This window comes from uncultured Collinsella sp., assembly GCF_959026545.1.
Lineage (GTDB): Bacteria > Actinomycetota > Coriobacteriia > Coriobacteriales > Coriobacteriaceae > Collinsella.
On the sequence record NZ_CAUFLV010000005.1, the window covers coordinates 1 to 23159 of the forward strand.

Annotated in this window: 23 protein-coding genes; 11 read left to right on the forward strand and 12 right to left on the reverse strand. The window is 64.2% G+C overall.

Annotated elements, in window-relative coordinates; translation table 11 throughout:
* Positions 1–250: 250 nt before the first annotated feature.
* Genes Q5Q88_RS03660 through Q5Q88_RS03670 form a run of 3 tightly spaced genes read right to left on the reverse strand, consistent with a single transcriptional unit; the run spans position 251 to position 3850 of the window.
* Positions 251–1105, reverse strand: coding sequence for a methyltransferase domain-containing protein (locus Q5Q88_RS03660; protein ID WP_294159781.1), 855 nt, complete (start codon positions 1103–1105; stop codon positions 251–253).
* 3 nt (positions 1106–1108) lie between these two features.
* The gene (locus tag Q5Q88_RS03665; protein ID WP_118653085.1) at positions 1109–1645 is read right to left on the reverse strand and encodes a GNAT family N-acetyltransferase; all 537 of its coding nucleotides are present in this window, start codon (positions 1643–1645) and stop codon (positions 1109–1111) included.
* A gap of 48 nt (positions 1646–1693) precedes the next feature.
* Complete coding sequence (locus Q5Q88_RS03670) at positions 1694–3850, reverse strand: methionine--tRNA ligase (RefSeq protein WP_302741843.1); 2157 nt, start codon at positions 3848–3850, stop codon at positions 1694–1696.
* Between the two features lie 150 nt (positions 3851–4000).
* On the opposite strand from Q5Q88_RS03670, the gene Q5Q88_RS03675 reads away from it, so the two are divergent.
* The 5 genes from Q5Q88_RS03675 to Q5Q88_RS03695 all read left to right on the forward strand — a co-directional run bounded on the left by Q5Q88_RS03675 (position 4001) and on the right by Q5Q88_RS03695 (position 10464).
* Entirely contained in the window at positions 4001–4825 is an 825-nt protein-coding gene (locus tag Q5Q88_RS03675; RefSeq protein ID WP_302741845.1) for a DUF3267 domain-containing protein, read from the forward strand.
* Positions 4822–5418 (forward strand): epoxyqueuosine reductase QueH, encoded by a 597-nt coding sequence (locus Q5Q88_RS03680; protein WP_294159789.1) that lies wholly within the window; start codon positions 4822–4824, stop codon positions 5416–5418. The genes Q5Q88_RS03675 and Q5Q88_RS03680 overlap by 4 nt, the downstream gene beginning before the upstream one ends.
* Positions 5419–5507: 89 nt before the next feature.
* Positions 5508–6734 carry a tRNA preQ1(34) S-adenosylmethionine ribosyltransferase-isomerase QueA gene (gene queA, locus Q5Q88_RS03685; RefSeq protein WP_302741846.1) on the forward strand — a complete coding sequence of 409 codons (1227 nt, stop codon included), beginning with the start codon at positions 5508–5510 and terminating at the stop codon, positions 6732–6734.
* A 639-nt stretch (positions 6735–7373) separates the two neighbouring features.
* A complete protein-coding gene (gene glyA, locus Q5Q88_RS03690; protein ID WP_302741847.1) occupies positions 7374–8636 on the forward strand; it encodes a serine hydroxymethyltransferase in 1263 nt (420 codons plus the stop codon).
* Between the two features lie 382 nt (positions 8637–9018).
* The gene (locus Q5Q88_RS03695) at positions 9019–10464 is read left to right on the forward strand and encodes an MDR family MFS transporter (protein WP_118653095.1); all 1446 of its coding nucleotides are present in this window, start codon (positions 9019–9021) and stop codon (positions 10462–10464) included.
* A 125-nt stretch (positions 10465–10589) separates the two neighbouring features.
* Here the strand turns inward: Q5Q88_RS03695 and Q5Q88_RS03700 are convergent, their stop codons facing one another.
* The 3 genes from Q5Q88_RS03700 to Q5Q88_RS03710 all read right to left on the reverse strand — a co-directional run bounded on the left by Q5Q88_RS03700 (position 10590) and on the right by Q5Q88_RS03710 (position 13308).
* Positions 10590–12494, reverse strand: coding sequence for a heavy metal translocating P-type ATPase (locus tag Q5Q88_RS03700; protein WP_118653097.1), 1905 nt, complete (start codon positions 12492–12494; stop codon positions 10590–10592).
* A 128-nt stretch (positions 12495–12622) separates the two neighbouring features.
* Positions 12623–12841: a cation transporter gene (locus tag Q5Q88_RS03705; protein ID WP_118653099.1), complete on the reverse strand. Its 219-nt coding sequence runs from the start codon at positions 12839–12841 to the stop codon at positions 12623–12625.
* A gap of 107 nt (positions 12842–12948) precedes the next feature.
* On the reverse strand, positions 12949–13308 hold the full coding sequence (locus Q5Q88_RS03710) for a metalloregulator ArsR/SmtB family transcription factor (RefSeq protein ID WP_199588854.1): 360 nt from the start codon (positions 13306–13308) through the stop codon (positions 12949–12951).
* 220 nt (positions 13309–13528) lie between these two features.
* Between Q5Q88_RS03710 and Q5Q88_RS03715 the strand changes: the two genes are divergently transcribed.
* Together Q5Q88_RS03715 and Q5Q88_RS03720 are read left to right on the forward strand one after the other, a co-directional pair.
* On the forward strand, positions 13529–14257 hold the full coding sequence (locus tag Q5Q88_RS03715; RefSeq protein ID WP_118653103.1) for a hypothetical protein: 729 nt from the start codon (positions 13529–13531) through the stop codon (positions 14255–14257).
* 15 nt (positions 14258–14272) lie between these two features.
* Positions 14273–14515 (forward strand): helix-turn-helix transcriptional regulator, encoded by a 243-nt coding sequence (locus Q5Q88_RS03720; protein WP_118653105.1) that lies wholly within the window; start codon positions 14273–14275, stop codon positions 14513–14515.
* A gap of 20 nt (positions 14516–14535) precedes the next feature.
* On the opposite strand, the gene larD is transcribed toward Q5Q88_RS03720, so the two are convergent.
* Together larD and larA are read right to left on the reverse strand one after the other, a co-directional pair.
* A complete protein-coding gene (larD, locus tag Q5Q88_RS03725) occupies positions 14536–15267 on the reverse strand; it encodes a D/L-lactic acid transporter LarD (RefSeq protein ID WP_302741848.1) in 732 nt (243 codons plus the stop codon).
* A 99-nt stretch (positions 15268–15366) separates the two neighbouring features.
* Positions 15367–16641 carry a nickel-dependent lactate racemase gene (gene larA / locus Q5Q88_RS03730; protein ID WP_302741849.1) on the reverse strand — a complete coding sequence of 425 codons (1275 nt, stop codon included), beginning with the start codon at positions 16639–16641 and terminating at the stop codon, positions 15367–15369.
* Positions 16642–16802: 161 nt separating this feature from the next.
* Between larA and Q5Q88_RS03735 the strand changes: the two genes are divergently transcribed.
* Positions 16803–17471 (forward strand): Crp/Fnr family transcriptional regulator, encoded by a 669-nt coding sequence (locus Q5Q88_RS03735; RefSeq protein ID WP_233546068.1) that lies wholly within the window; start codon positions 16803–16805, stop codon positions 17469–17471.
* A 90-nt stretch (positions 17472–17561) separates the two neighbouring features.
* Here the strand turns inward: Q5Q88_RS03735 and Q5Q88_RS03740 are convergent, their stop codons facing one another.
* From Q5Q88_RS03740 to Q5Q88_RS03750, 3 genes are all read right to left on the reverse strand, one after another.
* A complete protein-coding gene (locus Q5Q88_RS03740; RefSeq protein WP_199588856.1) occupies positions 17562–17813 on the reverse strand; it encodes a hypothetical protein in 252 nt (83 codons plus the stop codon).
* Complete coding sequence (locus Q5Q88_RS09260; protein ID WP_368076130.1) at positions 17810–18295, reverse strand: DUF5011 domain-containing protein; 486 nt, start codon at positions 18293–18295, stop codon at positions 17810–17812. The genes Q5Q88_RS03740 and Q5Q88_RS09260 overlap by 4 nt, the downstream gene beginning before the upstream one ends.
* A gap of 224 nt (positions 18296–18519) precedes the next feature.
* Positions 18520–19485, reverse strand: coding sequence for a 3'-5' exonuclease (locus tag Q5Q88_RS03750; RefSeq protein WP_118653111.1), 966 nt, complete (start codon positions 19483–19485; stop codon positions 18520–18522).
* Between the two features lie 351 nt (positions 19486–19836).
* On the opposite strand from Q5Q88_RS03750, the gene ucpA reads away from it, so the two are divergent.
* Together ucpA and Q5Q88_RS03760 are read left to right on the forward strand one after the other, a co-directional pair.
* Positions 19837–20634 carry an SDR family oxidoreductase UcpA gene (gene ucpA, locus Q5Q88_RS03755; protein ID WP_302741850.1) on the forward strand — a complete coding sequence of 266 codons (798 nt, stop codon included), beginning with the start codon at positions 19837–19839 and terminating at the stop codon, positions 20632–20634.
* Positions 20635–20875: 241 nt separating this feature from the next.
* Positions 20876–21976 (forward strand): putative manganese transporter, encoded by a 1101-nt coding sequence (locus Q5Q88_RS03760; protein WP_302741851.1) that lies wholly within the window; start codon positions 20876–20878, stop codon positions 21974–21976.
* A gap of 6 nt (positions 21977–21982) precedes the next feature.
* Here the strand turns inward: Q5Q88_RS03760 and Q5Q88_RS03765 are convergent, their stop codons facing one another.
* On the reverse strand, positions 21983–22495 hold the full coding sequence (locus Q5Q88_RS03765) for a DUF188 domain-containing protein (RefSeq protein WP_302741852.1): 513 nt from the start codon (positions 22493–22495) through the stop codon (positions 21983–21985).
* A gap of 153 nt (positions 22496–22648) precedes the next feature.
* Here Q5Q88_RS03765 and Q5Q88_RS03770 point away from each other — a divergent pair, with 153 nt between their 5' ends.
* Positions 22649–23098, forward strand: a complete 450-nt coding sequence (locus tag Q5Q88_RS03770) for a type II toxin-antitoxin system HicB family antitoxin (protein ID WP_302741853.1) — start codon at positions 22649–22651, stop codon at positions 23096–23098.
* The last annotated feature ends 61 nt before the right edge of the window (positions 23099–23159 follow it).

A 23159-nucleotide genomic window follows, 5' to 3' on the forward strand; every position in this document is an offset into this window, starting at 1 on the left:
TGGGCCGCGAGATTTGGCGCAACGGCCACGCCAAGAAGTGATGCGCGGGACTGCCGCCCGGGGTGGCGGGCATACAGTTCCCTGCTCGGACAGTCCTGCTCGCGCGAAGGCCCCACTGGGGCCTTCGGCTCGTGCGGAACTCGCATGGGACTGTATGCCCGCCACCCCGGGCGGCAGCAACCGACTTGACGGAAGGGGCGTTTGGGCTGCTAAACGCCTTTTGTATCCCCTAAGGTTGCGTTGTTGGGGCCTACCTCGTCTCCTGCCCATGTGGACGGGCGCAGAGGACTTCGGCATCGACGGTGATGTTCGTCAGCTTGTCGAGCTCGAGTTCATCGGGGTCCATGCCGAAGGTTACGGGGCTCATGCGAACGAGGTCACGCGCGAGTTCGGGTGAAACGTAGCTCGTTTGCGTTACGCGTGCGCGGGTTGTCAGTTCCATATGGCGGGACAGGTGCTCGGCGACACCATGGTCCTGCATTGCGGAGTGAGCAAGTCTATCGCAGGCGAGATCGCGCAGCTCGTGCATATGGTCTGGTCCGGGTATGACTTTTACGAGCATTCCGTCGTGTTTGAGAATGCGCTGGAATTCGGTGTAATTTGCCGGCGTGAACACATTCAGGACAACATCGACGGAATGATTTCGGATCGGCATGTTCGCCAGGTCTGCCACAAGCCAGCGCTCGGCACCACCGCCACGAGCGGCGCAGCGGATGGCGTCCTTGACGATATCAATGCCGATGCATGTGCCGCAGAATCTCGATGAGATGGCTTTAAGATACGAGCCCTCCCCGCACCCCGCATCGATGATAATCGGGTCGTCAGGCAGGTCGAGATTCTCAAGCGTCTGAATAAGCGCTTCGTTCAGGATGCGATAGACCTCGGCCTCCATGACGCGTTGACGACTGGTGAAGAACGCCTCGTCGTACCCCTTGAGGGGTCCTTGCTGGGGGATAAGGTTGAGAAATCCCTTGGATGAGATCGCAAAGTCGTGGCCACGCGCACAGCGCAGCGAACACGTTATTGCGTGCAGGCGCTCATGGCAGAGGGGGCATTGCAGGAGCGATGCGATATCGAGGTGCTTTTGGATGCCGGGGCGTGCCATGGGCTATAGCAGTTTCTCGAACGCGATGCGCAGCGGGTCGGCTTCGCCCTCATAGGGGAGTGTGATGACGCCGCAGCGCGTATATCCGCATTTGGTTGCAAGCCCCTGCAACGGGAGGTTCCTCTCGTGCGTGTCGATGCGCAGGCTTTTCATGCCGTGCTCGCGCGCGATGCATTCACCCTCGGCAAACATGGAGGTCATGACGCCGCAGTGCGCTGCCTGCGCGCGTACCGCACAGCGGTGGATGACGCCGTAGGTGGGGGAGTTGGAGGAGGATTCGGTCAGCCATGCGCCATCGATGGCGTCGTAGGTCTTCTCGCCGTCAAACGAGAGTGCCATGACGCCCAACACTGTGCCGCCCTCATCGACAGCGACATATGAGGCACCGTGAGCCATATCGTCTTCGATATCGATGCGATCCGGATACTCGCCCTGCCATTGTGGGATATCGAGCGCGGCCAGGGCAGCCTTGCCGTCCTCGAGGGCGCGCTCGGCCGCCTCGACGTCTTGCGGGAGCGTTTGGCGTATGGTGAATGCCATGGGGGTCCTTTCGAGTGTGGACACGGGCGCGGCGCGCACCTCGACGGTTTAATACTGGCTCGGGTGCTTCTCGAAGAAGTCGAAGCGCGGCGGCAGCACCTTGATGGCGTGCGTACCCGCCTGTTCGCCCAGCTCGGCTACGAGCTCGTCGCAGGTCTCGAAGATGTGCTCCCAGCTAAAGAAGACCTCTGGTGCGATGGCAAAGTGCTCGCAGATCTTCTCGCAGCCCGAGGGCACGATGCCGTGCATGAGGACGGTGGCGGCGCGCAGCTCGTGGAAGGCGTCAACGAGTGCTTGCGTCATGAGTTTATCGTCCTCGGCGTTCTTCGCCGCCTTGCTCGCGTCGCTCCAGCGCTTGTTCGCGGCGCGGAGGAACTCGTCGCACACGCCGAGGGCGTGGTGCAGCTCGAAGGTGTGCATGGCCTGCTCGAAGGCGAGGATGGCCTGCTCGGTTTCGGCGGAGACCTTCGCGCTGGGCGCTCCGGCGGGGATGCAGCCGGTGCGGTAGGGGGATTCGTCGCCCTCCTTGACGGCGACGCCGTAGAAGGCGGACCGTGCCAATCGGTTGAAGACGCCCGTGAGCATCGCGCCTTCCTTGAGGACGGGGTCGATCACGCGCTTGTCGTTGCAGGCGAGGATCTCGGTGCCGTCTTTATCCTTGCCGCTCACGCGCGCGTCGAAGGCCTTGGGGCTAAAGCTGACGGGCTTTTCTCCTAGGCCAAGTGACAGCCAGTGGGCGCGGAGCTGCTCGGGCGTGTAGTGCTCGAGCATCTCGTGGGCCAGCGGGGGCGGGGTCTGGGAGCTCGAGCTCGCCTTCTTGCCCATGTAGAGGATGTGGTAGTTGGCCGCGACGCAGGACTGCTGCATGTTCCAGTCGAGCGCCTCCCACATGCCGGATTGTGCGATGCAGTAGAAGTAGATGTTGTCCTGGCCGATGAACTGGTACGCGCGCGCGTCCTCGCTCGCCCACCAATCGCGCCAGTCGAGGCTGGCATGCGTGTACTCGGGCTCCGCCATGATCATCGCGGGGGCATCACCAACGAGCTCGGCATCGGAGACGGCGCATTCGGCGAGGCCGGAGGGGTCCGCGCCCGCGGCCTCGAGTTTGGCGGCGTCGCGCGCGAGCACCGCGCGGGTGAAGCTGATGGGCGCCCATAGGCTCTCTGGCCAGACCCAGCAGGTGAGGTCGGTGCAGCCGCAATCGTTGGGGACGGGCACGCCCCACTCGACGTTTCCCGTGATGCGGAAGGGGACGAGCGCCTTGCCGGAGCGGAAGCGCACGCCGCCGGCGTTGAGCATCTCATGGGCCTCATCTCGCTCGCGCCAGCTGGGAAACGCGACGGTGAAGGAGCTCTTGTTGCCCTCGGGCTCGATGACGGTGTGGGCGGGCAGCCCTCCCTCGATGGCGTCGAATGCCTCGCGGAACTTGTTCTGGATGTAGAGCTGCGCCGGGTTGAGCCACTCCTCCATGGTCTTAGAGACCACCGAGCGCACCGTGGGGTCGTGCTCGAGCTGTTTGGTGTACGTCTTCAGGTACTCAAGGTGCTCGGGAAGATCGAAATAGAGGTTGTCGACGGGGACGAGTTCAGGCGTCTCGCCGGTGAGCGCGCTCTTGGGGGCGATGAGCTCCTCGGGCTCGAACTGGTGGCCGAGGTCGCACTCGTCCGCATAGGCCTTTTCGGACTTGCATCCCTGGATGGGGCAGCGGCCGAGCACTTGGCGGCCGTTGAGGAACTGGCCCGCCTTCCTGTCGTAGAACTGCTTGGTCGAGCGCTTCTCCAGCGCGCCTTTCTCATGTAGGCGACGGATGATCTCGCTGGTCACGCGCTCGTGGATGTGCACGGCGGGCTCCAGCGCGCTGCCGGCGTACAGGTCGCAAGACACGCCAAAGCTGGCAAGGTCGGCTTCCTGGCTGTCATGGTTCTCGCGCACGTAGTCTGAGATGTGCTTCTTGTAGTCGTCGGCCTCTTGGCGTTTGCGGAAGCCCTCCATGATGGGGGAGCCGTAGCAGTCGGTGCCCGAGACGAAGATCACGTTCTCGCGACCCAGGCGGTCGCGAAGGAACCGGGCGTAGAAGTCGGCGGGCACGAACACGCCGCCCACGTGGCCGAAGTGCAGGCCCTTGTTGCCGTAGGGCATGCCGGCAGTGACGACGGCGCGCTTGGGCCAGGCGGGACGATCGGCGCGGGTGAGCTGTGTAGTCATGGCTATCCTTCTTTCGGCTGTGTTCTCAGTCGTTGGCGTGCGTCTGCGTTCGGGCGAGGCGAGGACGTAGACGTGGAGTCAAGTAGTCGCCACCCGGTGTAACCTCACATTATCGCACAGGTGTCCGCACGAGGCGTTACACTTAGGAACATGAGAAGAATTGGAGACATACACGTATTTGAGGACGATGCGTTTCTTCGCTTCATGCGCAGGGCGTCGGGCTTTACGGTGCTGGCGGGTATCGCCGCTGCTGTGGTCTGGGGCCTCGGCATGAGCGCCCTGCACCGCGTCCTGGGTGCTCCCGTGGTGCCTTTCGAGCTCGGTGCCATGTTCGGTGCCTGGGGCAATGGCGTCTTGGGGGTGGAAGGCGGGCAGAAGTTCCAGTTGTGGTGGTGGATCCTGCTCGTATTGGTTCCCCTTGCCTCCCTTGGTCTGCACGAGCTTGTGCACGCGTTCTTTTTCAGCCAATTTGCTCCACCCGGTTCTCGGGTGACCTTTGGGTCCAACTGGGAGATTGGCATGATTTACGCGAGTGCCGAAGGGATTATGTATACGCGAGACCAATACCTGGTGATCGCGCTTGCCCCGAGCATCGTCGTTTCTCTGCTGCTTATGGTCTTGGGCATGGGGCTCAGATGGCCCTTGTGGACCGTCATTGTGGTGACGGTACATTTGACAGGCTGCTCAGGCGACTGGGGCTATGTGCGTGCAATCAGGAACGATCCCGCCATCGCGTATTGCGAGGATACCTCGTACGGCGTCGCGTTCTATGGGATCGATCACGTTATTTCGCGCCCTACCTTGCACACGCGCGCGGAGGGCAGCGCCGGAGCAAGAGGAGTGGCCAGGGCAGACGAAGCTGCCGGGGTGGCCGGAGCTGCCGGAGCGGATGGGGTAGAGGCTGGCCGTTGTCCCGCTTCGCTTTCGGGAGATGACAGGGGCTTTACCGTTGTCGAGGGAGGACGCCGTTCATGACCGCCCTGCTATTGCATGCCTGCTGCGCCCCGTGCTCACTCGAGCCGGTTCGTTTGCTTGTGGAAGAGGGCTTTGAGCCCACCATCTGCTGGACGAACCCGAACATCCAGCCGCTGACCGAGCATGAGAAGCGGCTTGAGGAGCTGCGCCGCTGGGCTGCTGAGAACGGGTTGCCGCTTATCGAGGCCGGTGACGACCGCGCTCGCTGGGATGCATCGGTCGCGCGCCTGGGCGCCGATCGCGAGCGGCGCTGTCGCGCGTGCTACGCCCTGCGTCTCGCGGAGGCATGTCGGGTGGCCGAGCGCGAGGGCTTCTCGCATATCGCCACCACGCTCGCGGTGTCGCCGTACCAGCTATTCGACACCTGTAATGACGTGTTGGAGAAACTGTCGGCGGCACACGGCCTCACGCCGGTGATCCGCGATTTCCGCCCCTGGTACCCCCAGGCCACGCGGCGCTCCCGCGAATTGGGTATGTATCGGCAGAACTACTGCGGTTGCAGGTTCTCGGCAGCCGAGGCCGCCCTCGACCGCGCGCGCATGCGCGATGAACGAAAAGCGCAGAAGGCGAGGCGCGTCGCATCCCAGGGATAAGGCCCACTGAGCTGCGCTATCATGGACGGCTGTTCGACAACCCGACTGCTCGGCCTTGGCCACGCGGCTCTCATGCGAAAGGCGACTCCATGCGCACCGATGATTTCGATTACAACCTTCCCGACGAGCTGATCGCCCAGGCACCCGCCGAGCCGCGCGACTCCTGCCGTCTGCTGGTGCTCAACCGCGAGCTCGAGGGCGGCGCGCCCCGCGCGGGCGATGCCGTGGCGCTCGAGCACGGCGGCTCCGTGGAACATCGTCACTTCTACGACATCCTCGATTACCTGGAACCCGGGGACCTACTGGTGGCCAATCAGACGCGCGTCATGCCGGCGCGCCTGATCGGCAAGAAGCCCACGGGCGGTGTGGCCGAGACGCTGCTGCTTCGTCGCCGCGAGGACATCGACCCGCTCGGTCATGTGTGGGAGTGCCTGGTGAACCCCGGCAAGCGCCTCAAGCCCGGCAACGTGGTCGAGTATCGCGAGGGCGGCCTCCTCGCGCCGGAGGGCGCGCCCGTCGTGCTCACCGCCGAGATCATCGATTTCGTTGACGATTCCAAGGGCGGGCGCCTAGTGCGCTTTGAGCCCGCAGGCGAGAACGGGGACGGCTCGCCGCGCACGCTCGACGAGGCCATCCACGCGGCGGGACATGTCCCGCTGCCGCCCTATATCACGAGCTACGAGGGCGACCCCGAGAAGTACCAGACCGTGTACGCCATGAGCGAGGAGCACTCCGCCGCCGCGCCCACCGCGGGCCTGCACTTCACGCCCGAGCTCATCCAGCGCATCAAGGACAAGGGCTGCGGCTGGGCTGCGGTCGAGCTCGAGGTGGGCATCGACACCTTCCGCCTAGTCGAGGAGGACGACCCCACCGAGCACGTCATGCATACCGAGCGCTACCACGTGCCCGCCGAGGTCGTGGAGGCGGTGCACGCCGCCAAGGCCGCCGGTCACCGCGTGATCGCCGTGGGGACCACCGCCGTGCGCTCGCTCGAGAGCGCATGGGACGCCGAGGCGCCCGCGAGCCGTCCCGCGTGCACGGCGCGCGGCTTCGAGGGCCGCGCGGACGGCGCCGATGTGTGCGGCAAGGGCGACATCACGGTGCGTGAGGACGCCACCACCAATCTCTACCTCATGCCGGGGTCGACGTTCCATGTGGTCGATGCGCTCATCACGAATTTCCACGTGCCGCGCTCCACGCTCATGATGCTCGTCTCGGCCCTCGCCACGCGCGATCAGGTCATAGATGCCTACGAGGAGGCCGTGCGGGAGGAGTACCGCTTCTTCAGCTTCGGCGATGCGATGCTCATCGAGTAATCTGCTTGAGGCACAGTTCTGTATGCCGTCTACGGATAAAAAGCTACCGTTTGCGGTTGAGTGGCCTCATTCATGAAAGACCAATGGTCGTCGGGGCATAAGCAGGTTGTACTAAAAGAGTCGCAACGTTACCGCGACCGAGACGGGAGGTGTGTCCGATGGGTTTTGAAGATATAGCAGCTTTCGGGCCCGCCGCTTGCGATACCGAGATCGGTTAGATGTGAAAAGCGAGTGTTCGCGCCGTTCTTTAGTTCCACCGGTTGGTTGGTAAGACGATCGAAGAGGGAACGCACCGGCAGGCTCGATGAATTGGATAGCCCCATCCCAGCGGTAAGAGATAGCGGGTGAGTCCACCGTAGGATTTGTAGAGGCGGCGGCATCGCGAGGAGCGGTGCCGCCGCCTTTTGTCATATGCGGATGCAACCGGGACGGGCTCTGCTCCGTGTTGGGAGCTCTTGTCCAAGGCGGTCATTTGGCATCGGCCTCCCACGGACCCGTGGCGCGGCGGTCGCCTGATTGCCAGTTTGTTGCGGCTTCGCCGCCTGCCGTTGCGGAGGTATCCATCCGGGGGCTTTTGGGTACGGTAGGTCATGTGCATAAACAGTGCCATTGAAGTGTCATTTAAAGATTGGAGCCCCCATGACCGAGTTCCGCATGACGCACCTCGCAGATTCCGACCCGGCCATCGCCCAGGCGATAACCGACGAGCTCTCCCGCCAGCGGGGGACCATCGAGCTCATCGCATCGGAGAACTTCACGAGCCCCGCAGTGCTCGAGGCGGTGGGCAGCGTGCTCACCAACAAATATGCCGAGGGCTATCCCGCGCATCGCTACTACGGTGGGTGCGAGCAGGTCGACGTGGTCGAGGACCTCGCCCGCGAACGCGCCTGCGCCCTGTTCGGCTGCAGGTTCGCCAACGTGCAGCCCCACTGCGGCGCCAACGCGAACCTCGCCGCGTACGCCGCCCTCGTCGAACCGGGCGACACGATCCTGGGCATGAGCCTCGACCAGGGCGGGCATCTTACGCACGGCAGCCCGGTCAACTTCTCGGGCAAGCTGTACAACTTCGTGCCGTACGGCCTGGACCTTAAGACGGAGACCATCGATTACGAGGAGCTGGAGCGCTTGGCCGAGCGCGAGCGCCCCGCGCTCATCGTCGCGGGCGCCTCGGCGTATCCGCGCGTGATCGATTTCGAGCGCATGGCCGCGATCGCCCATGGCGTGGGCGCGCGCCTCATGGTGGACATGGCCCATATCGCCGGCCTGGTGGCGACCGGCGCCCATCCCTCGCCGTTCCCGCATGCGGACGTCGTGACCTCCACGAGTCATAAGACCCTGCGCGGTCCGCGCGGCGGGTTCATCCTCACCAACGACGAGAAGCTCGCCCGCGCCATCGACAAGGCGGTGTTCCCCGGCACGCAGGGAGGCCCACTCATGCATGTCATCGCGGGAAAGGCCGTGGCGTTTGGCGAGGCGCTGCGCCCCGAGTTCTCAGCCTACATCGATCATGTGGTGGAGAATGCCGCCGCGCTGGGCGAGGGCATGGTCGAGGGCGGCCTGCGCCTCGTGTCCGGAGGAACCGACAATCATCTGTGCCTGGTTGACCTCACGCCTGCGGGCATCTCGGGCAAGGAGGCCGAGACGCTGCTCGATGCGGTCGGCCTCACGGTGAACAAGAACTCGATCCCGGGGGAGACGCGCTCGCCGTTCGTGACGAGCGGAATTCGCGTGGGCTCCGCCGCCGCAACCACCCGCGGCTTCACGGCCGAGGAGTTTCGCGAGATCGGCGGCCTGGTCGCGCGCGTGGTGTTCTCCCCGCAGGATGCGCGCGAGCGCATGTGCGTGCGTAAGCGCGTTGAGACCCTGCTGGAGGTGCACCCGCTGTATCCGGGAATGGCGTAGCGCGAGTATGACGATTCTCGTCTGTCAAGGAAAAATCTGTTGACGTTGTCATTTTGCCGGCTGTATGGTTGATTGCATGTTCAATCACTGCCGACATATCTTCTGGCTCGTCGTTCGCCGCGACCTCCACGCGTTCAGTGGGGAGCGGACGTTGGCGGGTGCCAGCCGCACTATGAGGTCGTGCTCGCTGATCTGATGGGCGCGCCGGTGATTCCGGCTGGCGGGGGCACAGCGCCCCGTCGCAGGGAGGGCGCATCGCCCTCCCGATCTCTATAGCTTCACTGCAATCGAATACCGGCATCGACCCCGTTTCCAGCATGTATGGCACGGGTGCGATGCCATGTGTCCCGCATGCACATGCGGGGGAGAGGAGTGCGCGCATATGTCACATGCCGCATCCAAGCCGCGCGTCGATAAAGACGCGGTTGTCATCGTCGGGGTCATCACGCTCGGCGCGTTCGTCTCGCTGTTCAACCAGACCGTCATGGCGCCCGCGCTGCCGGCGCTCATGCGCGAGTTCGGGGTGACCGCCGGTGCCGCCCAGTGGGTCACGACCATCTACATGCTCGTCTCGGGCATCATGGTGCCGATCTCGGGCTACTTCATGGACAAGTACCCCACCCGCAAGCTCTTCTTCCTCTCGATGGGGCTGTTCGTGGCGGGTACGGTGATGTGCGCCCTGTGCCCCAGCTACCTGCTGCTCATCGCCGGCCGCGTCCTGCAGGCCGCCGGCGCCGGCATCCTCATGCCGCTCGTGGGCACCGTGCCCCTGCTCGTGTTCCCCGTCGAGCTGCGCGGCACCGCCATGGGTGTCGCCGGCATCGTGATGGCGGCCGGCCCGGCCGTGGGCCCGGTGCTGGGAGGCCTGGTCATCGACGCCTGGGGCTGGAGGCCCATGTTCCTCATCATCGCCGCCCTCGCCGGCGCGATCCTGCTGCTCGGCATCCCGCTCATGAGGAACGTCGGCGCCCTCAAGAACCCGCGCCTCGACATCGCCTCCGTCGTGATGTCCACGATCGCCTTCGGCGGCCTACTCCTCGGCTTCTCCAGCGCCTCCGATGCCGGCTGGATGAGCCCCATGGTGATCGTTCCCGCCGTCATCGGCCTGATCGCCCTCGTCCTGTTCATTCGCAGGCAGCTGTCCCTCGAGGTGCCCATGCTCGAGTTGCGCTGCCTCAAGACGCGCAACTTCCTCGTCGCCGCGCTCATGGTCACGCTCATCAATGCCGCGGTCGCCGGCACCAACGTGATCTTGCCGCTGCTTGTCCAAAACGGCATGGGCGCCTCCGCGACCACGACGGGCATGGTCATGCTTCCCGCCTCGATCGCGGGCATCATCCTGTCGCCCATCTCGGGCATGCTGTTCGACCGCATGGGGCCGCGCCTGGTCACGGTGGGCGGTATGGCGGTCATCGTCGGCTCTCTGCTCGGGTTCGGCGTGATGGGCACCGGCCTGACGGTCGTCATGGCCGCCACCTTGTGCGCCCTGCAGGCGTGTGGCCAGGGCCTCGCCAACATGCCGGTGAACACCTGGGGCGTCAACGCGCTGCCCGATGAGCTCATCGCGCACGGCAACGCCATCGCCAACACGGGGCGCCAGGTCTTCGGCGCGATCTCGACCGCGCTGCTGGTCACCGTGATGTCGTCCGTTCAGGCCAATGCCCTGGCCGGTGGCGCGAGCACAGCGGCGGCGACGGTCGCCGGCGCGGGCGCGGCGTACTTCGGCTGCGCGGCGATCGCCCTCGTGGGCCTGGTCATAGCCGTGCTCTTCGTGCGCGAGAATAAGCGCGGGACCGCTGCCCCGGCGCGCGTGAACAAGGTCAAGTAGGGCTGAATCGGCCAGGCTTGTCGCAAAGAATAAGGGCCCGTTCCTGCGAACGGGCCCTTTCTCATGCCGATCGGCGCTTTGGTTTGCGCGCTTCGATGGTGGGTCGGCGGCCATCGGGGACCGCGCTAATCCCGTTTGACGCTCATCGCGCGCATGGCGTTGAGGATGGCGATCACCGCGACGCCCACGTCGCCGAAGACCGCGAGCCACATGTTCGCGATGCCGACGGCAGCCAACGCGAGGATGAGCACCTTGACGCCGATGGCGAACACGATGTTCTGATGCACGATGCGCATGGTCTTGCGCGCCACGCGGATGGCGCGGGCGATGTTGCTCGGCTTGTCGTCCATGAGGACGATGTCCGCGGCCTCGATGGCGGCGTCCGAGCCCATGGCGCCCATGGCGATGCCCACGTCGGCACGGGTGAGCACCGGGGCGTCGTTGATGCCGTCGCCCACGAAGGCGAGGTTGCCGCGAGCGGTTTCGAGGATGCGCTCGACCTGCTCGACCTTGTCGCCGGGGAGCAGCTGGGCGTGATACTCGTCAAGGCCGAGCTGCTTCGCCACGGCGTGCGCCACCTCGTCGCGGTCGCCGGTGAGCATGATGCAGCGCTCGACGCCCGCAGCGTGCAGGTCGGAGATGGCCTGCTCGGCGTCATCCTTCACGACGTCGGCGATGACGATGTGCCCGGCGTACGAGCCGTCGATGGCGACATGCAGGATGGTGCCGGTGATCTTGCAGTCGTTCCAGCTCACATCATGGGCGGCCATGAGCTTGTCGTTGCCCACGAGCACCTCGCGACCATCGATGGTGGCCGCGACGCCGTGGCCCGATTCCTCGGCCGCCTGCTCGACGCGCCCCTGTTCGATGACGCCGTCATAGGCTTCCTTGATGGAAACGGCGATGGGGTGGTCGGAGAACGCCTCTGCGTGCGCCGCCATGGACAGCATGTAGTCGGGGTCGACCCCGCCCTCGGCGTGGATCGCGACCACGTTGAAGGTGCCGTTGGTGAGGGTGCCGGTCTTGTCGAACACGACGGTGTCGACCTCGGACAGCGCCTCGAGGTAGTTGGAGCCCTTGACGAGGATGCCGAGTTTGGATGCCCCGCCGATGCCGCCGAAGAACGACAGCGGCACCGAGATCACGAGTGCGCACGGGCAGCTCACCACGAGGAAGGTGAGACCGCGCAGGATCCAATCGGGCCATGCGCCCATGCCCAGCAGCGGCGGGATCACGGCGATGCCGAGCGCCGCGAAGGTGACGATGGGCGTGTAGACGCGTGCGAAGCGCGTGATGAAGTTCTCGGTGTGCGCCTTCTTCTCGCTCGCGTTCTCCACGAGCTCGAGGATGCGGCTCACGGTCGAAGCGCCGAAGAGCTTGGTGGTGCGGACGCGCAGGACACCCGTCATGTTGATGCAGCCGGAGATGACCTCATCCCCCTCATCTGCCCGGCGCGGCACCGATTCGCCGGTGAGGGCGGCGGTGTCGAGTTGCGAGGCGCCGTCGACGACGATGCCGTCGATGGGCACGCGCTCGCCGGGCTTGATGACGATGATGTCGCCAATCTGAACCTCGTCGGGATCGACCTGCACGAGGGCGCCGTCGCGCTCGATGTTGGCGTAGTCGGGGGCGATGTCCATCATGGCGGCGATGGACTTGCGGCTCTTGCCCACGGCATAACTCTGGAACAGCTCGCCGACCTGGTAGAAGAGCATGACGGCCGCACCCTCCGCCATATGCGGCTCGGTGTCGGGGAAGAAGATCATGGCGAACGCGCCGATGGTCGCGACGGCCATGAGGAAGCTCTCGTCGAAGGCCTCGCCGCGGCGGATGTTGCGCCACGCCTTGAGAAGTACGTCGTGCCCGGCGATGAGGTAGGGGATGAGGTAGAGCGCGAAGCTCGCATACAGCGCGCCGGGCTCCCCGAAGATGCCCGCTAGCACGCCGAACTCGTCGAGCGCCATGACGGTGAAGAAGATGGCGAGCGCGAGGAGGATGCGCTTGAGCCACTTCTTTTGCTTCTTGTTCATGAATGGTCCAATCGATAGGGAGCGCCGGTCGTCGGCGGTCCACGGGTAGCTATGCGGGCTTGGCGGGGCGGTCGGCGACCGCGCGGTTCGCACGGTGCCGGCGGTGGGCGTCGCGCAGCGTGCGCGTCTTAGCGCAGGATCTCGCAGTCGGGCTCGACCTCCGCGGTGAGCTTGACCACGGACTCGAGGACGGCGTCGAAGTCCTCGTCGGCGGCCTCGAGCGTGAGCTTCTGGGTGAGGAAGTTGATCTTGGCGTCCTGCACGCCGTCGAGCTTCTTGATGGCCTCCTCGAGCTTGCCGGCGCACACGGCGCAGTCGATCTCGTCGAGCTTGAATACCTTACGCATGATGGGTTCCTTTCCGTTGGTTTGGAAAACTATCGAGAGCGCCCGGATGGGCGTTTACTCGCGGCTCCTCAATTGAGGGACTGCCCCCCCCCAATTGAGATGAGGGGCTACTCGCAGATGTGGGTGAGGCCCTGATCGAGGATGGTCAGGACGTGGTCGTCGGCGAGCGAGTAGTGGATGTTGCGGCCGTCGCGACGGAATTTGACCAGATGCGCCTGCTTGAGGATGCGCAGCTGATGTGAGACGGCCGATTGCGAGGCGCCGAGGCTCTCGGCGATCTCGTTGACGCTCTTCTCATCGTTCATGAGGGCGTAGAGGATCTTGATGCGCGTGGTGTCGCTGAAGACCTTGAAGAGGTCGGCGAGGTCGTAGAGCAGCTCTTCCTCGGGAAGGGACTCCGCGGCGTCGTCCAGAGCGCGCTCCGGGGTGCCGGCGTTCGGGCCGTGCTGGTTCTCGTGTGTATCCATGGCTCCTCCTTTCATATGAACACATGCTCATACATCAACTACAAATGATTATATGAACGTATGCTCATATGTCAAGGAAAAGTCTTGGAGCGGATGGCAGGTTTGCCGTTTGCCGGCAATTCGCTTCCCTTCGCCCTGTCACTTGCAAATAATTAATGACAAACATTAATAGTGGGGAATAACGTGGGCAGAACGCAAGGGTGTTCGAGATGGTTGGGAGATGGTGACGATGAAGGTTCCCGTCATGTTCGCGCAAGAAGTGCCGATCCATCGCGATGAGGCAGTTGGCGCGCTATCGACGTTCGCCCATCGGGCCGCATATGTGTGCGCGGGAGCGGCGGCGCTGTGCCTGGTGGCCGCCGTGCTCCTTGCCGTCTCCGCGCTGAACCGCTTTCCCGCCGCTGTGCCCGAGGTGTTGAGCTGGGTGTCCGTCGGGGAGGGGGCATCGTTCAACGGAGAGGTCGACCATCCCGTGTACGGGTATCTCGCCAAGGACCCGTATCGGGATGTCGCGGACGACGGCTCTGTGTCGACGGAATCGGATGACCGCTATCTTCTTTTTGACTGGGATAAATCGGTGCCCGCCGCCCAAGAGGCGGCTGACGTCCTTACGACGCTGATGGGGGCGTTCCTGCTGCTTCAGGGTGTGCGCTTCTTCCGTGATATCGAGCGCGAGGGAACCCCGTTCACCGCCGCGGCGGCGTGCCGCCTGAAGTCCGCAGGCCTTATCGCCGTTTTCGCCGTCGTGCTCTCCAATGGTGTGGGGTGGCTCATCTCGTCTTTGGCGCAGACGTTTTACCTGACCCCCGTAGGGATGTGGAAGATGGGTGTATGGGAGATCGGCGCGGAGGCGGGATGGATGCTCGCACTGGGCATGCTGCTCATCGCCGTGGGCATCGCTTTCGATTACGGTGCCGTCTTGCAGCGTCAAGACGACGAGCTCCTGTAAACGGATGGTGTGCGCATGATCGTGCTGCGATTGGACCGCATGCTCGCGGAACGCAAGGTGAGTGGAAAGGAGCTTGCCGAGCGCATCGGATTGTCACCGGTTAACTTGTCGCGAATCAAGACGGGCAAGGTCAGCGCGGTGCGCTTCTCGACGCTCGAAGCCATGTGCCGCGCCCTTGATTGCCAGCCCGGCGATCTGCTGGAGTACATCCCCGATGACGAGGTTGAGGACCATTTGGGGCTACGCGGGCATGATTGACGGGCGCGGCGGCGCTTCTTCTAGAACGAGATGCCCAGCACGGAGGTGACGAACAGCGCGGCGGCGATGGCGCCGGCGAACGGCGCGATGCCGGGCACCACCAGGCCGTAGAGCCAGTTGTTATCGACCTTGCCGCGAATGGGGAGCAACTGGTAGGCGATGCGGGGGCCGAGGTCGCGCGCCTGGTTCATGGCGAAGCCCGTCACGCCTCCGAGCCCCATGCCCACGGCCCAAACAAGCAGGCCCACGCCGATGCCCAGGCCGAGCAGGTCGTCGCCCGCATGGGCCGCGATGCACAGGATGCCGGTGAGGAACACGAAGGTGTCGAACGCCTCGATGCAGAAATTACGCACCAGGTTGTAGGACTCGGGCGTGGGGTTGGTCGAGAAGATGTTGCGGATGGCGACGCCATCGACCTCGCCTTCGGAGGCGCGGAAGTTATCTGCGTAGATAAGCCATGCGATGCATGCGCCTGCAACGCCGCCCAGCATCTCGGCGATGGCGAAAGGCACCACGCTGTTCCAGGGGATGAGGCCAACGATCGCCTGGCAAAGGGCCATGGCGGGGTTCATGCACACGCCGCCAAAGATGAACAGGCACACGCTGATGCCAAACGACCAAGTGGTGATCGCGAACATGTGGCCGGAGTCGCGGTACTTACTGCCCTTGAGCGTGATGTCGCAATGGACGCCGACGCCGAAGACGATCATGAGGGCGGTTGAGGCGAACTCGGCGAGGATGGGGGTGATCATGTGGTTCCTTTCGATGGTCGTTTCGTCTGAGGCGATCGTTGCCGCCGTGTGTCGTGCTGGTCTGTCGGCGGCGGCGATCTTATTTGGCGGGCCGAGACGTCAGCGCTGAACGACGACGCCGAGCCCATCGGGGATGACGGCGAAGCGTGCGTTCGGCCCCTTGAGCTCGCGGGCCAGCTGCACGGCCTCGTCGACGGTGCTTGCGGGCGTCATGTGCATGGCTCGAATCATGTCGTGGTCGCATAGGTCGCTCACGAGGATGACCGGATGATGGGCGAGGATGCGCGCGAAGATTTGGGCGGTCCACTGGTCGGGCAGCGTCTGGTCCTTGGGACGGTCGATGCAGGAGCGTTCGAACGCAGCGGGGTCGTTTTCCGCGATGTTCTTGAAGAAGCCCTCTCCGCCGTGGCCGTCGGCGCATCCCGCGACCGCGATGATGACGCCGCCTTCGTCGAGTGTCGCCTCGGCGGCGGTCATACCCTTGACGGCCTGGTAGATGTTCTGGTCGAGCGGGTAGCCGCCGTTGGTGGTGATGGCAACGTCGCAGTCCACGGCGCGCACGCCGGCGAGCCCGCGTACAAAGTCGCAGCCCGCCTCGTGCGCCGCATGGATGTCACCCGCGAACGCCCCGATGACACGGTGCTCTCCGTCCAGAACGACGTTCAGGATGAAAGCGAGGCCCGCCATTTCGGCGGCGGCCATCATGTCGTCGTGCACGCGGTTGCCCTCGATGATGCCCGCTCGCGACCGCGGGTCGTGCACGAACTGCCCGTTGTGGTTGTACATGATGGTCTTGTAGGACGCCACGCCCGGCAGCACCGACTTGCGAGACCCCGAGAAGCCGGCGAAGAAATGTGGCTCGATGAAGCCCTCGGCGAGTAGCAGGTCGGCTTCGGCTGCGATACGGTTGATGATGCACTCGCCGCCGGAGGGCAGGGTCCCGATTGCGACCATCGCCTCGTCGTCGGTGGCGACGTGCATCACGATCTCCTCTTCGGCGACGATGCGTTCGCCATACTTGTCCACGAGCTCCTCATGTGTGGATGCCCGGTGCATGCCGGTCGCCACGAGGATGCGCACGTGCGCCTCGGGTGCCGCCGCGTGGATGCGACGCAGCAGGATGGGCATCGTCACGCGTGAGGGAACCGGGCGCGTGTGATCGGAGCTGATGATCACGATGTCGCGTTTGCCCTGGCAGAGCTGCTCGAGTGTGGGCGAGTCGTAAGGGGTGTCGAGCGCCCGCTCGACGAGCTCCTCCTGCCCAGCGTCGGGCGTGAAGTCTCCCTGTTTGCCCGCGAGCACGCCGACGACGCTTTCATCCGGCAGGCTCAGATGCATCCGTCCTCGGTCATATGGCAAATCTATATCAAACATGTGTGCCCCTCTCTTGGTTGATTGCCGGTACGGACGAGGGGTAACTATGGTGGTGATGGCATCGGGGCGGTCTGACCTATGTTGTTACCATTTGGTACAGCTTCGGCTTCACAGTCCGATAGAGTTGCGATTTCCGGAGGTCAGGTATGGGAGGGGTGCGCGTGATCGAGAGATCTGACTATCTCGTCGACTTTTTGCGCGAGCGGGGATTTCACGAGATGCGCAAAGCTCGCCATGAGTATCTCTCGTACTACGGCTTCGATCAGGAGTACGTGTTCGTTCTTGTGGAGGGCGTGGTCAAGGCGAGTGTCACGCTGCGCGAGGGTACCCGGTTCAACATCTCCTACATCAAGGGTCCGAGCCCCGTTTCGCTTCTCCGCGACGAGGTGAGCAGCCATGCGAAATCCCCCTACAGCGTGCGCGTGGAATCTCCCGAGGCGACCTACATGGCGGTTCCCCGCGTGAGGTTCTGGGAGTTCGTGAATGAGGATTCTCGCCTGCTGGGCTATGTGAAGGACTATTACCGCGCGAGCCTGGAGGAGAGCCTCTATCGCATGCGTTATCTGACGATGAATGGGAAGGTCGGCGCCGTGGGAGGGTTCTTGTACGACCTGAACGAGCGCTTCGGCGTGCCCTGCGACGAGGGGAGCGTGATCGCCCTCGATGTCACAAACGAGGACATCGCGCAGTTCTGCGGGGCCTCGTCGCGCACGAGCGTGAACCGCATCCTGCGCGGTTTCAGGGAGCAGGGCGTCATTTCGACGAGCGGGCACGATGGCCGCATCGTCATCCACGACGCGTCCATGCTGGAGCGTTATGTGATGGACTGACCCAGGTCGGGTGTACATGGGTTCGCCGGGCGCCTGCGAGTCGGCCCGCGCGAGGGCGAATTCATTTCTGCTGGCTGTCGCCAGCGCGTTCTATCCGTTCGCCAGGGCGATAAACGAATCGAGCGAATACTCTCCGGAGATGCGCACGCGCGGCAGCGCGGTGATGTCGTCGCCCACGTGAGCCCACGAGTTTTGCATGGTGAAGGCGCAGAGGATGCCGGCGTCTCGCACGGCCGCGCGGCCGTCGTCGGTGACGTCGCCGAAGGGATAGGCGAAGGCCTGGGTCCCGCCCGCGATTTCCTGGGCGTGCTTGAGATCCGCCGCGATGTCAGCGCGGCTCATGGCGCTGATGATGCCGCCGTGCCCCACGTTGCCGCCGGGCTTGTGCATCCCAAAGGAGTGGGACTCGAAGGCGATGTAGGGGCTGCGATGAAGTCGCCGTTGAGGTCCGCCGGCGGGTTTGCGGGGTCATAGACGTAGTGGTACATGAGGATAGGCGCGCCGCCCTGCATGGTTTCCATCGACTCGACAACATGTACGGTGCGCACTGCCTTTGCGGTATGACCAGACGAGTCCGACACGCGATAGCTCACTTTGTACGTGCCGGGTTTGGAGGTGTCGACCTTGCCCGAGTTTTTAATCTTGGCGTTGAGCAGGCCGTCGGCGGGCTCGGCGGCATGGGCATCCGCCTCGAGGTATTCTTCTCCCTTGAGCACATAGGTTTCTTTGGATCCGTTGAGGCCGATGACAATCTCGCCGCCGCCAGCCGTGCTGTCTTCTATGATGGGCGTCATGGCGTCGAGTGTAACGCGAAAACGCTCCAAGAATAGGAGCGTTTTCTGAGAGTCGTCTTATGAAATTGTCATGCATCCGTTGGTGGCGGAGCTTTTTCGTACTGACTTTGAGAAACCCGGAGTTTGGAAGGTCTTGAGAGCAGCAAAACCGCAGGTTGCGGCAAGGCGCAAAGAGCGCGTACTCGGCAAATCGGGAAAACAGTACGAAAAAGCTCGACCCTTCAGCGGGGTCACCGCCCCGACGCAGTACGACCCTACTTGAGGAACATGTTCTTGAGGTTAAATTCCGCCTGCACAGTGCGCAGCATGAGGTCGGTGTCGTCGAGGCCCAGGTGCAGCTCGTTCTCGTCCGCGGCGAGCGTCCCGCGGCGACGCGCCCAGTTCTGAAGGCTCGCCGGGGCGCTCTCGCGGGGCAGGGTGCGGACCTCGCCGTCGATGGAGCGGCAGATGTGGCGCGAGTCGATGACGATGATCTTGCCCGCGCGCCGGGCCTCGGCGTACCCGGGGAGGTGCAGCATGAACCAGCTATCCTCGAAGGCCGCGTTATGGGCCATGATGGGATAGCGCTTCATGAGGCGGAGCAGCTCCTTCTGCAGCTTCGTATCGGAGCGGAACGGGGTCTTGCCCTCGAGGTCGCTCCACTGGATGTGGTGGATGTCGGCCAGCGGCACGCCGGTCTCGCGGTACATCTCGGGGATGCCGCAGTAGAAGGCCTGCGGGTCGTGCGGGACCGCGTCGCTCTTCAGGTCCATGAGCTCCCAGCCCACGTTGATGATGTAGCCGCGCTCCGGCGCGCGGCCGGTGGTTTCGATGTCGATGCCCAGCACGGTGCCCTTGATGGGCTTGCGGACGTAGGCGACGGAGTAGGCGTCGCGGTCGCCGCGGACCTCGCGGGCGACGCCGGCGGCGGTGCGGCCCTGCATCTTGGCGATGCCGGCGCACAGGTCTGCGTCAGTGAGGTTGCGGGCGAGCAGGGGGCTGGAGAGGTTGCGCAGGCGCGTCTCGCCGATCTGGTCGCACAGCTCGCGGTTCTGGTCGGCGAGGGTGAGGATGACGTCGAAGCCGAATCCGGGCTCGTCGTTCGCGCGCCACTCGTCGAGCAGCGCCTTCATGGCCTCCTCGCCGCGCTGGCGCTCGGACTCCATGGCATCGTAGTCGCCGTAGATGAACATGGGGATGAAGGGCTGCATCGAGTACTCGAGGGCTTGCTGGACGTTCATATGGTTCGTGCTCCTATCGTGGTGCGCCGCGCTCCGTGCGCGAGGCCGTGACGCCTGCGGCGGGCCCGCGGGGAATGCGCGGCGGTCGAAGTTTCCGCTCAAGAGTATAGAGGGTCATCGAAGGGTCGAAGTGTTTAGGGTGTGAAACTTTTAAGCCGGCGGATTGCCGGTGCCAAGCCGGCGGATTGCCGGTGCCGCGCGTGCCCGGTTGCCCGCGGCGCCTTGTCGCTCGCCCGCCGATCTCACGGGGCCGCGTGGTCGGGTCTTCGGAGGGGCTCAGCGGCGTCCGTGCGCCGGCGGTACAATCGAGGGGTAGGCACCCACAAGCTGTCGAAGAAAAGGAGGCTGCAGATGGTTAAGTTGGATGGTAAGGTCGCTCTCATCACCGGCGCCGCCGCCGGCCTGGGCGAGGGAATCGCCATGGCCTATGCCAAGTACGGCGCAAAGCTCATCATGGTCGACCTGTCCCCCTCGGTGGAGGAGACCGCCGCGAAGCTCCGCGAGGAGTACGGCTCCGAGATCATTACCGTGGTGGCAAACGTGGCCGACCGAGCCCAGATGGACGAGGCCGCCGCGAAGGGCATCGAGACCTTCGGCGAGATCAACGTCGCCTGCTGCAACGCGGGCGTGTGCCGCCTCGCCCCGTTCGAGGAGATGGACGACGCCACGCGCGACTTCCACATCGACGTGAACATCAAGGGCGTGTGGAACACCTGCAAGGCCGTGGTGCCCTACATGCTCAAGCAGGGCGGAGGCAACATCGTGATCGCGTCCTCCGTCACGGGCGACATCGTGGCGGACGCCGGCGAGGCCGCCTACGCTATGACCAAGGCCGCGCTCGTGGGTCTCACCAAGTGCCTGGCGGTGGAGTACGCCGATCGCAATATCCGCGTGAACTGCTCCCAGCTGGGCTACGCCCGCACCCCGATGGTCGAGAAGATGGCGCTCGAGTCCAACCCCGACGACCCCGAGTCCGCCATCGCCGACATCGCCGTGGGCGTGCCTATGAAGCGCCTGGCCAACCCCATCGAGGTGGGCGAGCTCTTCGCGTTCCTCGGCAGCGATGAATCCAGCTACCTCACCGGCTCGCAGATCGTCATCGACGGCGGCAGCACCCTGCCCGAGACGATGTCCATCGGCACCAACTAGTGCCTAGCGGCTGAGCGGCGAACCACCGAGTGCAACTGTCGCCCGACTGCGCGGCGCTGCGGTCGGGCAGATTTTTTATGGTTGTGAAATGCTGTCTGTCGTCATGAGTTATCCAAGGGAAACTATTAGTATACTGGTTCACTCGCGTATCGCGTGTTTGCCAGGTGGCGCACGGGGTATGTAAACAGCTACCCTCGGGGCGTCGGGTCCCGTTGGATGTTCCCGTTGAGGAGAGTCGTTCGTGGATCTGCTGCTGCATTTCTTTGAGCATGCGCTCGAGGACACCCTCGCGCTCGTGCCGTTCCTGTTTGTGACCTACATCGCGCTCGAAGCGCTCGAACATGCCGCGGGTGCCCGCGCGAACGCGGTTGTGCGCCGAGCGGGCGCTGCCGGACCGGTTGTCGGCGCACTGCTGGGCGTGGTCCCGCAGTGTGGCTTCTCGGCCATGGCGGCTACACTCTACGCTGGACGCGTGGTGACGCTCGGTACGCTCGTGGCGGTGTTTCTCTCCACGTCCGACGAGATGCTGCCCATGTTGGTTGCCGAGCAGGTCGAGGCGGGTTTGCTGTTTCGCGTGCTGGGGCTGAAGGTTCTGGTCGCGCTCATCACGGGCGTGGTGGCGGACCTCGCCATCCGCGCGCTGCGCAGGAATGCTCGCGTGCACGCGTTCTTGCGTCGCACGGTGCTCTCCGTTCGCCGCGATGGCATGGAGGCCGATGTGGTGGATCAGATGGCCGAGGGCGGGGAGACCGCCGAGCACATCTGCTGTCTGTGCGAACAGGACCATTGTGGCTGCGGGCATCGTCACGTGCATGCGCATGGGGGCGAGCACGGCCACGAGCACGGTCATGACCACGGTCACGAGCACGCCGACGGACATGTTTCGGGTTGTGACCATGATCACGGCCACGGTCATGACCATGGTCATGCCGGTGGACGCTTCGGAATCGTCGGGTCAATCGTGATGAGCGCCGTCTCGCACACCGTGCAGGTGAGCCTCTTCATCTTCCTGGTAACGTTCGCGCTGGTGCTCGTCCTGGAAACGATGGGTGAGGACGCTTTGGCCGCGTTCCTTTCGGGCAATCGGCTGCTCGCGGTATTCGCCTCCGCGCTGGTGGGCCTGGTGCCCAACTGCTCGGCGAGCGTGGTGATCACGCAGCTCTACCTGGAGGGCGTGCTGGGCTTCGCGCCCCTCATGGCCGGCCTGCTCGCGTCCGCCGGCGTCGGGTACCTCGTGCTGTTCCGCACCAATCGCCATCCGCGCGAGAATACCGTGATCGTGGCCGGGCTGTTCTTGGTCGCATGCGTTTGGGGCCTGGTGTTCGCAGCGCTGGGGCTGTAGCGCGATTTAGTTGTCGAGCGCCTCGCGCAGGAGTTGGGCGAGGTTGCGCTGGAAGCGCTCACGGTCGTCGTCGGTGAAGGCGGCCGGCCCCTGTGTGCGTCCGCCCGCGCGGCGGACCTTCTTCTCTTCGTGACGGATGAACAGCTGCATGTCGATGGTCGCCTTGTTGTAGACATGGCCACGCACCCCGATGGCCGCGGCTCCGCGGCCGAGCACCATGCTCGCGAGGCCGATGTCTTGGGTGACCACCACGTCGCCGGGCTGAAGGCGCTCGATGATGGCAAAGTCCGCGCTGTCGGCGCCGCAGGAGACGTCAAGCGTCTCCGCCCAAAAGCCAGGGTGCGTGGCGTCGCGCCCGCGGGCGTGCTCGGCGTCGCGCGGGTCGTCACGGCGGATGCGGCGGGCGAGGTTTTGCGTGGAGTTGCCGGCGATCAGCACGGGGATGCGTGCAGAGCGCGCACAGGCGAGCGCCTCACGGGTGACCGGGCACGCGTCAGCGTCGATGATGAGGGTGGGCATGGGGTCCTTTCTTACGTGGAGATGTCTATAGACAGTCTACCGTTGGGATCGATGATGCCCTGCCGTTAAGGGATAGTTCAATTGGGATATATGGGGCATAGTCAAGGAAGCAGGCTAGATATAGCTCTGTGTTCATAAGGGGGGTTGATCTTTGTGGGTCAGTCTATGTATCAGGTTGTACTCACACCCGATGAGGAAGGCGGTTTCGATGCTGTGGTTCCGGACCTGCCGGGCTGCTTCAGCTTCGGAGATACGCGGGAAGAGGCCATAGCCATGGCTGCCGATTCGGCGAAAACGTATGTGGCATCGCTTATGCCTCATGGAGATCCGATACCGGCTTCCAGCACCTATGAGGTTGATGGAGCAGCATTTATGGTCTTTTTTGAGGTTGATGCGGACTACATCGTTGAAGGAGAGACGGTATCTGCTGCCGAGGCCTCACGTCTTCTCGGAGTGAGCCCCGGACGAGTGACGCACATGCTCGACTCTGGCATTCTCAAGGGTTATAGGCGTGGGCGTAGGACCTACGTGACGATTGATTCGATTAACGACCGCATTGCGTCCAATCCGGGTTCCGACAGGCCTCGCGCTGCATTGGGATAGGGGATGGCACGCTCCGCAGACCAATGAAGCAATGGCGATGCGTGCAACAGTGAGCTGGCTA